At 61.2% G+C, this 13,985-nt stretch carries 12 protein-coding genes and 1 tRNA gene; 2 read left to right on the forward strand and 11 right to left on the reverse strand.

What is annotated here, in order from left to right:
* Positions 1-137 precede the first annotated feature (137 nt).
* The 4 genes from AC0L26_RS01835 to AC0L26_RS01850 are packed head-to-tail and all read right to left on the reverse strand — an operon-like array spanning position 138 to position 7,009.
* On the reverse strand, positions 138-1,382 hold the full coding sequence (locus AC0L26_RS01835) for a Wadjet anti-phage system protein JetD domain-containing protein (RefSeq protein ID WP_473630983.1): 1,245 nt from the start codon (positions 1,380-1,382) through the stop codon (positions 138-140).
* The gene (locus AC0L26_RS01840) at positions 1,379-4,813 is read right to left on the reverse strand and encodes an SbcC/MukB-like Walker B domain-containing protein (protein ID WP_473630984.1); all 3,435 of its coding nucleotides are present in this window, start codon (positions 4,811-4,813) and stop codon (positions 1,379-1,381) included. Before AC0L26_RS01840 ends, AC0L26_RS01835 begins: the two co-directional genes overlap by 4 nt.
* On the reverse strand, positions 4,810-5,460 hold the full coding sequence (locus tag AC0L26_RS01845; RefSeq protein ID WP_473630985.1) for a DUF4194 domain-containing protein: 651 nt from the start codon (positions 5,458-5,460) through the stop codon (positions 4,810-4,812). Before AC0L26_RS01845 ends, AC0L26_RS01840 begins: the two co-directional genes overlap by 4 nt.
* Positions 5,450-7,009 carry a Wadjet anti-phage system protein JetA family protein gene (locus AC0L26_RS01850; protein WP_473630986.1) on the reverse strand — a complete coding sequence of 520 codons (1,560 nt, stop codon included), beginning with the start codon at positions 7,007-7,009 and terminating at the stop codon, positions 5,450-5,452. The genes AC0L26_RS01845 and AC0L26_RS01850 overlap by 11 nt, the downstream gene beginning before the upstream one ends.
* Positions 7,010-7,436: 427 nt before the next feature.
* Here AC0L26_RS01850 and AC0L26_RS01855 point away from each other — a divergent pair, with 427 nt between their 5' ends.
* Both AC0L26_RS01855 and AC0L26_RS01860 read left to right on the forward strand, forming a co-directional pair.
* Positions 7,437-8,429: a type IV toxin-antitoxin system AbiEi family antitoxin domain-containing protein gene (locus AC0L26_RS01855; RefSeq protein ID WP_473630987.1), complete on the forward strand. Its 993-nt coding sequence runs from the start codon at positions 7,437-7,439 to the stop codon at positions 8,427-8,429.
* Positions 8,387-9,307 (forward strand): nucleotidyl transferase AbiEii/AbiGii toxin family protein, encoded by a 921-nt coding sequence (locus AC0L26_RS01860; RefSeq protein WP_473630988.1) that lies wholly within the window; start codon positions 8,387-8,389, stop codon positions 9,305-9,307. The genes AC0L26_RS01855 and AC0L26_RS01860 overlap by 43 nt, the downstream gene beginning before the upstream one ends.
* A 752-nt stretch (positions 9,308-10,059) precedes the next feature.
* Here AC0L26_RS01860 and AC0L26_RS01865 read toward each other — a convergent pair.
* From AC0L26_RS01865 to AC0L26_RS01895, 7 genes are all read right to left on the reverse strand, one after another.
* Positions 10,060-11,244: a tyrosine-type recombinase/integrase gene (locus AC0L26_RS01865; RefSeq protein WP_473630989.1), complete on the reverse strand. Its 1,185-nt coding sequence runs from the start codon at positions 11,242-11,244 to the stop codon at positions 10,060-10,062.
* Positions 11,245-11,456: 212 nt separating this feature from the next.
* Positions 11,457-11,532: transfer RNA gene (locus AC0L26_RS01870), tRNA-Phe, on the reverse strand.
* A gap of 196 nt (positions 11,533-11,728) precedes the next feature.
* Positions 11,729-11,926 (reverse strand): DNA gyrase inhibitor YacG, encoded by a 198-nt coding sequence (gene yacG, locus AC0L26_RS01875; protein WP_473630990.1) that lies wholly within the window; start codon positions 11,924-11,926, stop codon positions 11,729-11,731.
* Between the two features lie 31 nt (positions 11,927-11,957).
* On the reverse strand, positions 11,958-12,584 hold the full coding sequence (locus AC0L26_RS01880) for a Maf-like protein (protein ID WP_352937314.1): 627 nt from the start codon (positions 12,582-12,584) through the stop codon (positions 11,958-11,960).
* 27 nt (positions 12,585-12,611) lie between these two features.
* Positions 12,612-12,830, reverse strand: coding sequence for a translation initiation factor IF-1 (infA, locus tag AC0L26_RS01885; RefSeq protein WP_006200926.1), 219 nt, complete (start codon positions 12,828-12,830; stop codon positions 12,612-12,614).
* Between the two features lie 195 nt (positions 12,831-13,025).
* Positions 13,026-13,493, reverse strand: a complete 468-nt coding sequence (locus tag AC0L26_RS01890; protein WP_352937347.1) for an arsenate-mycothiol transferase ArsC — start codon at positions 13,491-13,493, stop codon at positions 13,026-13,028.
* Between the two features lies 1 nt (position 13,494).
* The gene (locus tag AC0L26_RS01895) at positions 13,495-13,980 is read right to left on the reverse strand and encodes a UPF0262 family protein (protein ID WP_352937313.1); all 486 of its coding nucleotides are present in this window, start codon (positions 13,978-13,980) and stop codon (positions 13,495-13,497) included.
* Positions 13,981-13,985: the final 5 nt, after the last annotated feature.

The following is a 13,985-nucleotide window of genomic DNA, read 5'->3' on the forward strand; positions in this document are numbered from 1 at the left end:
TTTAGCACCAATCCTTTTGAGCATAGCAACGAAAGGAAAGCGGGTAGTAGAGAAGGTTCCTGCGACTTCGGCGAGGAAAGGAAATGGTGGGCGGCCGACCGATCGCATGAACCATCCGATCGCGGGATCGCCGTTCGTCACCGCATGGGATGTCGGGGCATCGGTGCTTTCTGCTCCACGGCAGCAAGAGGCTCCGTGATCGGACTTCTGGGATCGAACTCCTCCTGCTCGTGCACGAGACGACTCGCGGTGAGGAGGTCAGCCAAGCCGGCGATCGCGCTTGCGTGCATGTCGCCGACAGGACCGGCCACGCCCGGCGCGGGTCTCCCGAAGCGGCGGAGCAGTTCGGTGTCCATCATATGGGGACGCAGCGGAATGTCGGCGTCGGCAAGATGTCTTTCGAGGTGCTGGAATATGCGGACGCCTCCGGCGTCCATGTCTCCCCAGTGAAACGTCGGCACCTGCGCCTGGGCCGCCAGCCTTACGATCGTCGCGAGCGTCGGTCGCGAGGGGAAGCCACCGGAATAGACGACGAGGGCTCGTTCGGACCGTGCGACCTCCCGGATGTGCCGCACGAATGACGTGAAGTTCTCGATCGTCAGGACGTAGTCTGGGTTCGTCAGGAGACCGATCCCGCCGGCGCAGTCGGTAGGTATTCCGACATAAGGCATTGCCGGAAAGGACCGCCCGTCCAGCGATACGTCACCGTGCAACAGGATCGGTTGCGGCAAGCGCCTGATACCGGCGCTGGCAAGTAGCTCCTCCGGATCGAGGCGAGTCTGCTCCTCCGTGCTCGCGAAGATCTTCGCCATCGCTGCGGCGACTTGCCGGAGATTCTTCTCCAGCGCCTTACTGTCACCCACCGTCAGCCGCGAGAAGGTCCGGAAGTCCTGCTCCCCTTGCGGATCGCCCGACATGCGGCCGCTTACTGCGATGGCGAGGCCGATCACGTTTGCAAGCGTTCGCCCGTCCCCATTCCGGATTCCGATGTGGGACACGCCCCGCGTCCAGGCCACAACGGCGTCGTCGATCAAGTTGGCGGCGCCGGCGGGTAGCCCCGGCTGCGACCGCAGTTCTGAAACGGCTTGGTGTGCCAGTTCGCCAGCCGGCCGCCGTCCGACCTGCCGATAGAGCACTCCGGCATCCTTCAGCCTTGCACCGGTTACCCGACGCTCCATCTTCGGGCCTGTTCGGACCAGTTCGATCCCGCCTGCTCGCTCCAGCGCTGCGAGTTCCTCGTCGAAGGTGTCCCGCAGGTCCATGTTGGCGAAGCCATTGTTGTCGATCGAGGCGATCAGGTTTCGCGCAGCGGGATTGCGTTCATGCCGCGCGAGCAGATCGTCGATGAGTGAAATGACGGTCGAAAACCCGCGCCGTCTCATTCGGCCGCCTTCGCATCGAGACCAAGGCGCTCCGCGAGTTCGTCATCCGTCGCGTACTGCGGATTGATGGCGCGCATCTCCTCGCGGACGCGGTCCTTGATCCGGATGGATTCAGCGAGGGAAACGTCGCCGCTGCGGAATACGTCGATGATATAATCAAGGTTCTCGTAGACGACCGCGCGTTTCTCGGTCGGCGCGGCGATGACGACCTGCAGGCCGATCGCTCGGTAGAATTCGAGCAGCGTCCGCTGGTTGGGGCCATCCATTTTGCTGAAGGCCTCATCGAACACGGCAAGCCCAATGCCGAGATCGCTCCGAGCGGTCGCCTGGCGGACGCCGTGGTAGGCGCTGGCGAGGGCCGCTCCGATGACGACGTAGAACGGCACCTGACGTTCGGCACCGCTGGCCACGCCGCGTCGGCGGTCGAAGCTCGTCGTCCGCCCGGTGGCGATGTCGCGCATCCTGAGGTCGTAGGTGAAGTAGCTGCGGTAGTCCTGAAAGACTGTAAAGTCGAAGGACTCGTCGGCGAGAAGCTGTTCTATCTGCCTGAGCGCCCGCGCGTGCCGCTCGTCGCGGGGCTCGGCCCGACCGAACAGAGCATCCAGCACGCGCTCGTCGGTCTCGCTGTCCTTGGCGAGATGATAGAGGTCGTCGAACTCCGGTTTGACGAGCTCCGCCAGACGATAGATCTCACCGTGAAGAGGGCGTGTACGGAGCGCCGCCGACAGCTTCTCCATCTCCGAATGAAGCTGCCCGAAGCGGCTGTTCAGCTCATGAACGAAAGTTGTCTTGAAGAGACGCGAAACCCGATCTGCCGCCTCGTCAGCTTGCTCGCGGTACCGGATGAGTTCGTTGTCTTCCAGCATCGCAATGCCACCTGACACCCATGGTTTCACCGTGCCGATGATCGGTACGTCCGCATAGCCCTCGAGTGCGTCGGGGAAATCGATGGCATACCTCCCAAGGGCCGCCCGGATCTCGTGACCGAGCTCCCGATGCCCCTGCTTCGCATCGTCCGCAGCCTTCTCCATATCGGAAGCAATCCTGGCCGGATTTCTAGCCGAATGTCCCCTATATCGCTCGCGAAGCGATCGCATTTGTGCCGCGGAGGTCACGACACTGCGGAAGTGTCGACGGCGATGGGCGAGGCACAGATAAGAGCCAACGCTCTGCTCGCCCGCGCCCAGCCTCGCCTTGACCTCCTCAATCTTCGATCTGAGCGACGCGCGACTATCGATCATTTCATCGCGATCTGCCTTGAGACTGTTCAATAATGCCTGCGACCGCTTCTCGGCGTCGAGTAGTTCAGGGTCGACCTGGGCCGATATCCGATCGAGTCGTCGCTTCGCGTCGGCACGCCTGTCGGTCAGATCCCCCAGCGCGAATGCGAGCGCTTCCAACTTGTCCTTTTCGTCGACCGGTCTGCTGCAATCCTCGAGCCGCCGGATCGCATCCTCGAAGAAGCGCCTCTTCTCAAGATGAATCCCCAGAAGCTGCGCGCGCTGTTCTATCCGCCCCCGTAATGTGGCCTCCATCAGTGGTGCCGCAGCCCGCCCAATCTTGAGGCCATCGGGCCGGCGCATCTCAGTAACCAGGCCATCGTAATATGCACCGTCAGCCATAACGGCGCGGCCGCTGGATAGAAGCTCATCTTGGTTCTCCGCAAGCCGTACATTGCCTATTCTGAAGACTACGAACGCCATGGCCAGCTTGTCGTCACTGCCGATCATCGAAGCTAGCGTGCCGCCTTCGGCCACGGTGGGCCTCGACTGGAGCTTGCGGGTGTTGGCTACGCGGCATCCCGGATAGGCGTCGCGTCCATGCCGCAGGATCTCGGTTGCACGGTAGGCATGCTCCGGATCGACAATAATGGCCTCGCGGTCGCGGGTGAGTAGCGACTCAAGCGCATTGCGCCAACGTTCGTCGATTACGTCGGCGACCTCGCAGAGTGTGCGTGGCGTCATGCCTTCGCGGCGCAGAGCCTCCATAAGTTTCGAGGTTGCGGTATTAAGGGTAATTTGTCCCCGTTTGGCGTTGGCAAGCAGTTTGCTGTCCTCGGCTGTCTCGGCCTCAAGTTGCTTGACCCAGACGATAGCGTCATCTCGTTGGTCGGTCGCCTTTTCTGTCCGGGTGATCGCCGCTTCAGAGACCGCGTCCAGCAGCTCATCCATCTTCGCCGGATCGCGTGGCCAATCGGGCGGTGCGAGCCCGCGGCTGTCCTCCTCGACGCGTTCGAGCGCGCGGAACAGTTCGCCCGGGTTTATGACGCTCAGCTTGTCGCGCAGCCCCAGGAGCTGGATCGCGCGCGCAGCGCGGAGATGTCGAGCCAACAGGCGCTCCATGACGCTAGCATGGTCCCGTTCCAGCCCCCTAATCTCCTGCTCAACAATGGCGCGCTGTCCCTGCGCGCCGGTCGCAGCGATCTGTCGCTGGACGGATGCGAGCGCCTCGGTCTCGCGCTCAATCTCCTCCTCTACCCGCGCGAATTCCTCCATGACTGCATGCAACTCGCGCGACTTCGACCTGTGTTCACTGATGTTCGTCAACAGCTTGGTGAATCCTTCGACCAGCATGGCGGTCTTCTCGATCGCGCGACAGGTGAGCTCCTCGGCGAGAAGTCGGTCGAACTCCGCTATTTGGGCGCGGATTGCGCGAAGTGCTTCCAGTCTTCGGTGGAGGTCGGCAATGGTCTTCTGGATCTCGCGGTAGCGGCGGATAGAATCGCGTAGCTCGGCGATGTCGATCGGTTTAGGCTCGAGCAGGTAGCGGTGCACGAACTGTTCGACAGACGAGATGTCCGTGAAGGAGAGCGCGGCCACGAAAGTGCGAACAAACCGCTCCGGATCCGACGCGCGGCGCCCCGTGAACAGCGCGCGCATGTACTCGCGGATGAATGTCTTGGCATCGTCCGGCGTGAGGAGCTGACCGCCCGCTTCGCCGCAGGCCTGATCGAGTCGACGGCGCACAATGGACCAGACGGTCGGCCGGGATGCTTCTTGGCCGATATCCAGCAGCATCGAAGTGTCGACGCTGATCCCCTCGGCGACAAACCGGCCCACTACCTCTGTCTGTTGTCCGCGGGCGGCCTCAACAGACAGCCCGAGGCTCACAGGCATCCGCCGCCTTTCCGGATCCTCGAAGACAAGCGCGATGTAGGTCCTCGCTTGGTTCCGAAGGAATGTGTCCTCGCTGAGTTGGCCGAGGCAGTAGCCCCCGAGGGTGCGGTCCGAACGGCCGCTGCTCTCGCCCGCCGAACGGTTGAACCGGTACAGACGAGACGAACCGCCCGCCATGATCGCCTGTATCAGATCGATGATTGTAGACTTGCCGGATCGGTTCTGGCCGAGAATGGCCGCATCGCCGGCCAGATCGAGGTCGGCCCGCACCATCATGTGCCAGTTCACAAGGACGATACGCCGCAGTTCCATCATGCCTCGCCCCCCGCTACGGCCTGATCGTCCGCGTCAGGTGGAGAGGTGACCGGACGCGACAGGATCTGCTCGAGCGACGCGACGAAGTCGTCGCCGGCGACGCTTGTGACGAGCGCGCGAATGTCGAGATCCATATCCTGGGCGTCCGCGTCGAACTCACCGAGGCGAACGATCGCCTTGCGTTCGAACACCCGGAGCACGTCGCGGAACTCGTTCGGCGCAAGCGCCGCTCGCCGGCTGCCGGCGACTATGCCCTGATAGGCTGCATACGCCTCGTTGAGCGTCGTGCGGACAGTTCCGTTAGTGTAGATTTCGCCGAGTTGGAGCGCCTCCTCCCAGAGTCGTCGCATGACGAGTAGGGCGATCGTCTCATCGATGCGCAGCCGTGGTAGCGACATGCGCTCCGGATCGGGCAGGATCCCCGCCCAGCCTTCGGTCTCCCGGTGGACGAGGCGATAGCCAGCGACGTCAAAGTAAGCCTCGACGAGCTTCGCGAGCTCAGGACGGTGCAGCGTTTCGAGCAGCGTCGCGGCCCCACGGTCCTCCAAGTGGACGAACTGGTTCCGCATCAGATGCGCGATGAGCTGCGTGACCCTTAGTAAGCCGCGAGGGTTCGAGTTTTCGAGCGCGTTGAACTCAAGCAGCATGCCCGACCTCGAGGGTGATGCTATCGTCGAGGCGCTTCACGTGAAAGCCGCTGCAGTCCAGCCACTCGTTTGACACCGCCTCGTCGGACGCCGCGAGCTCGAACCTGCCCTCGAGCGCCTTAGCTAGCCGGGAGTCGGCGGCGGCGCCGAAGCCGCCGGCGACGATCATTCGAATGGATTCGAAGGCAAGGAAGTCGTCCACGGTCTCGACCCTCATTGAGCCCGCCGTAGTCTCGCCAAAGGGCGGTACCCGCCTTTCGAGGAAACGACTAACCTTTGCCGGAGAGATGGTCAGACGATCCAAGTACTCCCGCTCGAGCTGACGCCTGAATTCGCGTATCGAATCGAGCGGCGGAAGGGCCAGATCGGCGTCGGCAATCTCCGGCCGCGCCCCGCGCGGCTTCGCGAGGAGCTCGGGCGCGACCACGGTCATCCGCGGCTCAATCAAACCTCGGACCGTAAGATCGTCCACGCCCCGTGAAAGAGCGTCGTCGAGACCCTGGATTACATGCTCGCTGCGCTGGAGGAAGTTGGTCCGGCGCCCCGCATACCTGACCACGTTGCGCAGCCGCGTCTCGAGCCTGGACCGGTGCTGCTGAATAGCGTCGAAAGATTCCTCGATCCGCTCGAACACGCGGCGGATCCGAAACAGATCCTCCTGCACAAGGTCGCGCGCCGCTTGCCCATCGGGAACGAGCCGGGCTTCAAGATACGCGTGGGCGACTGCGGCGATGTCAATCTCAGAATCCTCCAACTCGTCGAGGGAGGCGAGAATGGTCCGCCGATGCCGATAGGGATGCGCGGTGGTCGAGATGGACGTGTAGTCGCGCAGGAGCACCCGCTCGACGAAGTCCTCGAAGTAGTGCCGCAGCCGCTCGGAAAGCGTCTCCGACACGAGCACCTGCCGATCAACTTCACGCAGGGCCGCGAGCACGCTTCTCAGATACCGTCCGAAACGCGCCGAATCCTGGGCGGCCTTGTTGAGGCCGAGGGCATTCTCGGCCGGCTTCTCGCGCACCGCACGGATCGCGTTTCTCACCTCCACCACCAAGCCACCGAGTTGCTCAGCGCCGCCCTCTTTTAGGGAGCACAGGAATTCGGCGAGACGCATCGCGCCGGACGGCATCTCCACGGTCGTCCTGAGGCCATAGCTCGCCTCGTCCAGCCAGCCCGTCTGCAGCATCCGGTTGTAGATATGCCGAGACCGGCTGATCGCGGTCCCGGTGGCCTGATCGTCCGAGCCTGCGACGCGGCGACGCTTGACCCGTCGGCCGGTCCGCGTGACGAGGCGGTCGAGATCGACGGCGGCCTCGTCCTCGGCCCAGAGGCCGGGCTCGCGCGTGATGCAGTCGTAGATCACGCCGACAACCTCCGCCTCGGTTGGGAACAGGAGGTCGGACCGGTAGAGGTCATCATAGACGGCGAGGATCGCACGCTCATAGAGCAGCCGGTTCTCGCCAGAGAACACCGTGAAGATGTCCGAGCCGAGTTGACCGAAGAGTTGCGGACGCGACGCATCAGGCGCTGAAGATACTGCTGAACTTGTCAAGATTCCCACCCCGATCGCCAAGTTGGCGGGAGCCCGTCTGAAGGTCAAGCGATTAGGGACGATGCCTGCCCGTTAGACACGGAAAATGGTTCACCGGCTTCAGACGACAAGTTTTAGGAGGTCTTTTACGCGAGCGCCCACCCAAAGTTCGTCCGGTAGCAAACTCAGTAATTCGCGGGACGCGCTCTCCGCTCGGAATTGTAGCACCGATGAACAAACGGCGGCTTCTGGGGTGGTCAAATTCAGCGTCGGACGTCCGGGGTGGCCGCGCCATCTCGACCCCGACCTCGGGGTGCCTGGAGCTCCGCACGTTCTGACGCAGACCGGAGCCTCACCCACTCGAACTGATAGTGCCCGCGATAAGTGTAAGCGTCGCCCCCCGCGTTATGCAGTTGTTTAGTTGCCCTATGCAAAATCAGAAGCTAGTTTGAGTTTTCTCTTAAATGCGGCGATCGTCGCCGCGTTCCTGAACAATTGCAAATTCACGTTAAAAGTGATAGTTTATCGGAGTCATGGAATGCGGCGATCATCGCCGCATGGTATCGAATATATAAACCAAGTGCCAACGAACATTGATCGGAGACAATTGCTACAAAACCTGGCGCCCGAGGGGCTACCGGTCACGAGACAATGGTTGGCGAAGCAGGCCCCAGACTTCGATCGCCACGCGCTCGATAATCTGGTCAAAAGCAGGCAGCTCACGCCACTCGCATCCGGTGTCTATATACGCCCCGGTACGCACCTGACATGGCAGGGCGTCGTCGCCGCGTTGCAGACTATCTTCCGCACGGATCTCACTGTCGGCGGGCTGACTGCACTCGAATTGCAAGGATTTGCACACTACCTGCCACTGTCGAGGCAACGTGTGGTCCATCTTTACGGCAAAGACGCTTTGCCGGCCTGGTTGCACGATGCGCTGCCTTCAGTCCAATTCGTTCGCCACAACCGCCTCTCTTCACTGGGCGGCTCCGGTCTGGTCAACCGTGAGTACGACACAAACGAGCGATCTCTCGTGGACAGCAATATACCGGGTCAGCGGCCAGGCACCTGGCCGTTTACCATGTCGTCGCCCGAGCGGGCTTATCTTGAAGTCCTGATGGACGTGCCTGGCGCCATCTCTTTCGAGCATGCCGACCAACTTCTACAGGGTATGACGACGCTCTCGCCAAAGCACATGGAGCAGCTCTTGCGCAAATGCACGAGCGTCAAATTACGCAGACTGTTCTACTGGATGGCTGAGCGCCATTCCTACGCATGGCTGAAGAAGCTCCCCAAACCCGAAGCGCTCGACGAGCTTGGCCTTGGCAGCGGCAACAGAGTGCTGGTCAGAGGCGGCAGACTCGATACAAAATACCGCATAACGGTCCCGGAGGAGATGTGGACACAGCCAGCCCTTACTACAGACAAGTCCGGCTTCTAACGCGTGTCTTGCCGCTCGTTGCGGCGGAGACGTGTTTCGCCCTCAAAGGTGGCACCGCCATCAATCTCTTTATTCGCGATCTGCCGCGGCTCTCCGTCGACATCGATCTTGTCTACCTGCCTATGGATGAGCGTGACCAGGCGCTCAAGAAAGTTGCCGAAGCGCTGTCACGCATCGCTGACGCAATCTCAAAGGCGATGCCCGATACAGAGATCATCCGATCGTATGAAGATCAGCGCGACGCGTTGCGCCTTTTCGTGACCCAAGGCGACGATCGCATCAAGATCGAACTCTCGCCCGTGCTGCGCGGTTCGGTATTTCCGGAGGAGCTACGAGAGGTCTCGCCTGCGGTCGAAGAGCAATTCGGCTTCGTCGAGATGCAGCTTCTTTCGATCCCAGATCTCTATGCCGGAAAAATCTGCGCAGCGCTCGACCGGCAACATCCGCGCGATCTCTTCGATGTCAAATTGCTGCTCGAGAATGGAGGGTTGACCGAGGATTTGGTCAAGACCTTTCTCGTCTACCTCATCAGCCATAACAGGACGATGGCTGAGCTCCTTCAGCCAGCCCGCAAGGACATTGCCGGGATCTACCAAGGTGAGTTTTTGCGCATGTCTCAGATCGAGGTTAGCCTCGATAAATTGCTCGACGTTCGCGAGCGGCTGATCACGGGCCTCAATCAGGCATTGACCGACGATCAGCGAAAATTCTTGCTTTCGTTCAAGGCGCGTCGACCGCAGTGGGGCCTGCTTGCCATTGAAGGGGTGGACCAGATGCCCGCCGTTCGATGGAAGATGCACAATCTGGGACGCATGCCAGAAGAACGGCATCGCCGGGCGTATGAGAATTTGGAACGCGCGTTGGCATCAGGTGCATGATGGATCCGACTGAATTCCCAACCGCCGATGGAGCAATTGCGGCGGTCATGGCGGAACACTTCAAATAGGTTCGAGGATGAGCAAGGGGAATTCCAGAGAACATCACTGGTCGCCTATAGGACTGGACCGACCGAAACGGTGACGTTTCACGGATCGATCCCGAAGGTCGCGTCTAAAGAAAAAGGCAAAGAACCGAAAGATTGCACGCAAATCCCATGGGCATACGATTTTTATAGGTAACGGGGAAACGAATTTCGAGCCCGAGTTTTCGAGCGCAGACGATCGTGTTCACGACACCATCGAGGCAATCGCCAAACTGCGACCTCCTGGGATACTCGATCTTTTCCGCATGATAAAAACTGCCCTAACTCGCGAGCGTCGTCTGCTGAACGTTTGCAAATTTATCATTTGGACGAGAGCACGCACCGATTCACTGCTGATACGGAGCCCAGGCAATCGGTTTCGCTATGAAAGCTATTCAAGATTCATGAATCGCCCACCCGAACAGGAGGTAGGAAGGCGAACATGCGTCAAAATTACCTTGCCGCCAAAAAGCTTTGCGTGGCTGGGATAAAGCGAGGCAGCATTATCGCCTTCACGGGCTCCGTCTGAATGTGAGTTGCGCCAGGACAGAGAGGCCGGTTTCTCGGTAGTGTATCGATACACCTAGCTGGCCGATCTGTTTCTGCGCGACAGCCAAGCCGGTCGCGATGGTGTATGGACAGCAGGCTTCCCGCGTCCCCCGATTGAGATCACCCGCAGGGTTTGCTCTCGAGTTCATCCAGATAATCGGCCCACCATTGCATCATCTTGACGCGCTCTTCCCAGTGCGCCGCCCGGGCGTAGGCGCGACGAACGTCGTTGTTCTCAATGTGGGCCAGTTGCCGCTCTATGGCATCCGGATGCCACTTTCCGCACTCGTTTAGCAGAGTTGATGCTGTTGCCCGAAAACCGTGCGCGGTAGCTTCTTCCTTGCCGTAGCCCATGCGGCGCAGGGCGGCGTTAAGCGTGTTGTCGGAAATCGGACGCGAACCGGATCCAACACTAGGAAATAACAGCGATCCACCACCAGAGATTTCTCTAAGTGAGGTCAGGACGCTGACGGCCTGCCTGGAAAGAGGTACGCGGTGCGGCCGTCGCATCTTCATGCGTCCTTCAGGGATGCTCCACACGGAGCTGTCGAGATCGAACTCGTCCCATCCGGCCGCGCGCAACTCGCCGGGGCGGGGAAACAGCAGGGCCATCAGCCTTAGGGCGGCTCGGGTTGTAGGCTGTCCGTCAAATGCATTGATCGCCCTCAGCAAGCCTCCCAAGGCCTTAGGATCGGTAACCGCGGCACGCGGCGTGACCGTTGGAGCAACGAGTGCTCCCCGCAGCGCTATCGTCGGATCTATATCGGCGCGTGCGGTTGCGATTGCATATCGAAACACGCTGCCGATAGTGGAGCGCAGTCGCCTGGCCGACTCGTATCGACCGCGAACCTCCACGCTGCGGAGAGCGGCAAGAATTGTGGCCGGATCAATCTCCCGAACGCTTTTGTCCCCCAACGTTGGATGGGCAAAGTCGAGCAACCATTTGACTTTGGTGATGGTCCGGTCGGCACGACCCTCCTTCTTCAGCTTTTCGACATAGTCCTCCGCGATTGAGCGAAAGGTGTCCTCTGCCGAAGCCTTCTGCGACTTACGCTCCTGTGCGGGGTCGATGCCACGTAGGAGGAGACGTTTGGCGGTATCGCGCGCCTCGCGTGCCTCAGTGAGGGAGATGAGGGGATAGCTGCCCAACGCCAGAAGCTTCTGCTTGCCGCCAAAACGATAGGCGAGGCGCCATAGGCGAGATCCGGTAGGCTGAACCCAAAGCTGGAGCCCGCCACCGTCAGACAATTTCACGAGCTTGGAAGCGGGTCGGGCATTTCGGCATTTCACGTCGGAAAGCGCCATTTTCGGGACCTCCAGTTGGCCACATCGATACCATCAGGATCTCCAATACCAGCGAAAATACCAGCCCTCCGCCTGGTTGGACCAACTACGCCGAAATTCCACAAAACACGACCAACCGCGCCTTGCGTCCAAAAATCACCAAGGATTTCAGACGTTTGCCGAGACAAAAGCGTAGATGCTTCGGCGAAAGAGACAGTCGGGAGAAGGGGGGATGGTGCCCAGAGGCGGATTCGAACCACCGACACGCGGATTTTCAGTCCGCTGCTCTACCAACTGAGCTATCTGGGCCTGTTCCGGCACGCGGGCATTCTGCGCACCGGATTTCATGAAAGCGCCGCAGGCGCCCCTTGAAAGCGCGTGGGTTATAGCACGGGAATCCGGCCTGTCCAGCGCTTAAGCGTTGATTTCAAGCGGGAAACGAGGAGTTGCTCGACAGGCCGAGTCATCGGGCGCGGTCGAGACCGGCGGACTGCCCCGAACGGCTTCATTTGGGAGGATCGCCGTCCGTTTCTTCCTCATCGTCACGGGCTGGAATGACGTAGGCGCCCTTAAGCCAGCGGTTGAGGTCGATGTCCTTGCAGCGCACCGAGCAGAATGGATAGGTCTCGCGCGCCGATGGCTTGCCGCATTCGGGGCAGGGCCGCTTGGGGCGCAGCGGCGTGACCTTGTCGTCCGGGCTCATGGTTGCCCCGGATTCATGGTTGTCCCGAAATTCATGGCCGAACCGACTGCCAGTTGGCGTGCACCTTGAACCCTTCGCCGGTCAGCAGCGCCACCGTCTCATAGAGCGGCAGCCCGACGACATTGGTGTAGGAGCCGACAAGCTTGACGACGAAGGCGCCGGCCAGCCCCTGGACGGCATAGCCGCCGGCCTTGCCGCGCCATTCTCCCGAGGCCACATAGGCGTCGATCTCGGCGCGCGGCAGCCGCTTGAAACGCACCCTGGTCTCGACCAGCCGCTGGCGCAGCTTGCCGCCCGGCGTGATCAGGCAAATGCCGGAATAGACCCGGTGCGAACGGCCGGACAGCAGCCCTAGGCAATTGGCGACGTCGTCGAATGTTTCGGCCTTGGGCAGAATACGCCGGCCGACGGCGACTACCGTGTCGGCGGCCAGCACGAAGCTGGGCGCATAGTCCTCTTCGCTCTGCAGCGAGGCCAGCGCCTTCTCGGCCTTGTCCTTCGACAGGCGCTTGGCCAGCGAGCGCGGATGTTCGGCGCGCAGCGGCGTCTCGTCGACACCGGCCGGCAGCACGCGGTCCGGCTCGATCCCGGCCTGCTGCAAGAGTTCGATCCGGCGCGGCGAACCCGAGGCAAGCACGAGCTTCTGCAAAATGCTCATCGCGATCCCGGCCGAACTCTGGCGATCTTACTTAAAACGGTAGGTGATGCGGCCCTTGGTCAGGTCGTAGGGTGTCATCTCGACCAGGACCTTGTCGCCGGTCAGCACGCGGATGCGGTTCTTGCGCATGCGGCCGGCCGTGTGGGCGATGATTTCGTGTTCGTTTTCAAGCTTCACCCTGAACATCGCGTTGGGCAACAATTCCGTGACGACACCCGGAAACTCGAGGACTTCTTCCTTCGGCATTCGATACCTTTGCTTGGATGGGATTCCCAGCGCCTAGAACATGATGCCGAAAAGTGTGAAGCGGTTTTCGGACGACATCATGCTCTACTTCTTTAGAGGCGGATTCAGATTTCAGGTCGAACAGACCTGAAATCATCCGACTCCAGCCGGAATTTGGGCGGAACCTATATGATAATCGCGCGCTTGTGAACATGCTTAATCAGCGCCGTTTTTTGCTTCCGGCGCCAGAAAACGGCTGGATATCCGCGCCTTCAGCCGTTCGCGCACCTCGCGATAGGCGGCCATGATCTGCTCACGCGTGCCGCCCACGTCGGTCGGGTCCGGCATCGGCCAGTATTCGACGTCGACGGCAAGCGAGCGGGTAAGCTCGAGCGCGGTGTGATGCGCCTCCGGCGATAGCGTGACGATCAGGTCGAAATAGTCGTCCTCGAGGTCGTCCAGCGTTCTCGGGTGTCGCCCACCCAGCGAAAGCCCGTCCTCGGCCAGTACGGCGTCGACGAACGGGTCGCGTTCGCCGCCGCGCACCCCGGCCGACGCCACGAAAGTGGTCGTCGGCAGCGCCTTGCGCGCCAGCATCTCGGCCATCGGCGAGCGCACGGCGTTCATGCCGCAGACAAACAGGATCGAGCGGGGCAGGATCGAGCGGGGCAGAGGGGCTGGCAGTTCAGCCTCGCCAGTGCAGCACGCAGACCAGCGTGAACAGCCGTCGCGCCGTGTCGAAATCGATGTCGATCTTGCCGGCCAGCCGGTCCATCAACGTCTGCGAGCCCTCATTGTGCAGGCCGCGCCGGCCCATGTCGATCGCCTCGATCTGGCTGGGCGTCGAGGTGCGGATAGCGTCGTAGTAGCTTTCGCAGATCATATAATAGTCCTTGACGATGCGCCTGAGCGGCGTCAGCGACAGGATATGGGTGACCACGGTCGCGCCATCCTCGCGCGTCACCGCGAAGACCAGGCGGGATTCGGCCAGCGACAGTTTCAACCGGTAGGGCCCAGCGCCGTCGTCATTGACCGGCTGGAAATGGTTTTCCTCGATCAGGTCGAAGATCGCCACCGCTCGCTCATGCTCGACATCGGGCGTCGAACGGCCAATCGACTCGTCGAGTTCGACATCGATCAGCCTGGCATGGGTTCGATCGTAGTCCGACATGTCAG

This window comes from Mesorhizobium sp. WSM4823 (genome assembly GCF_055811195.1).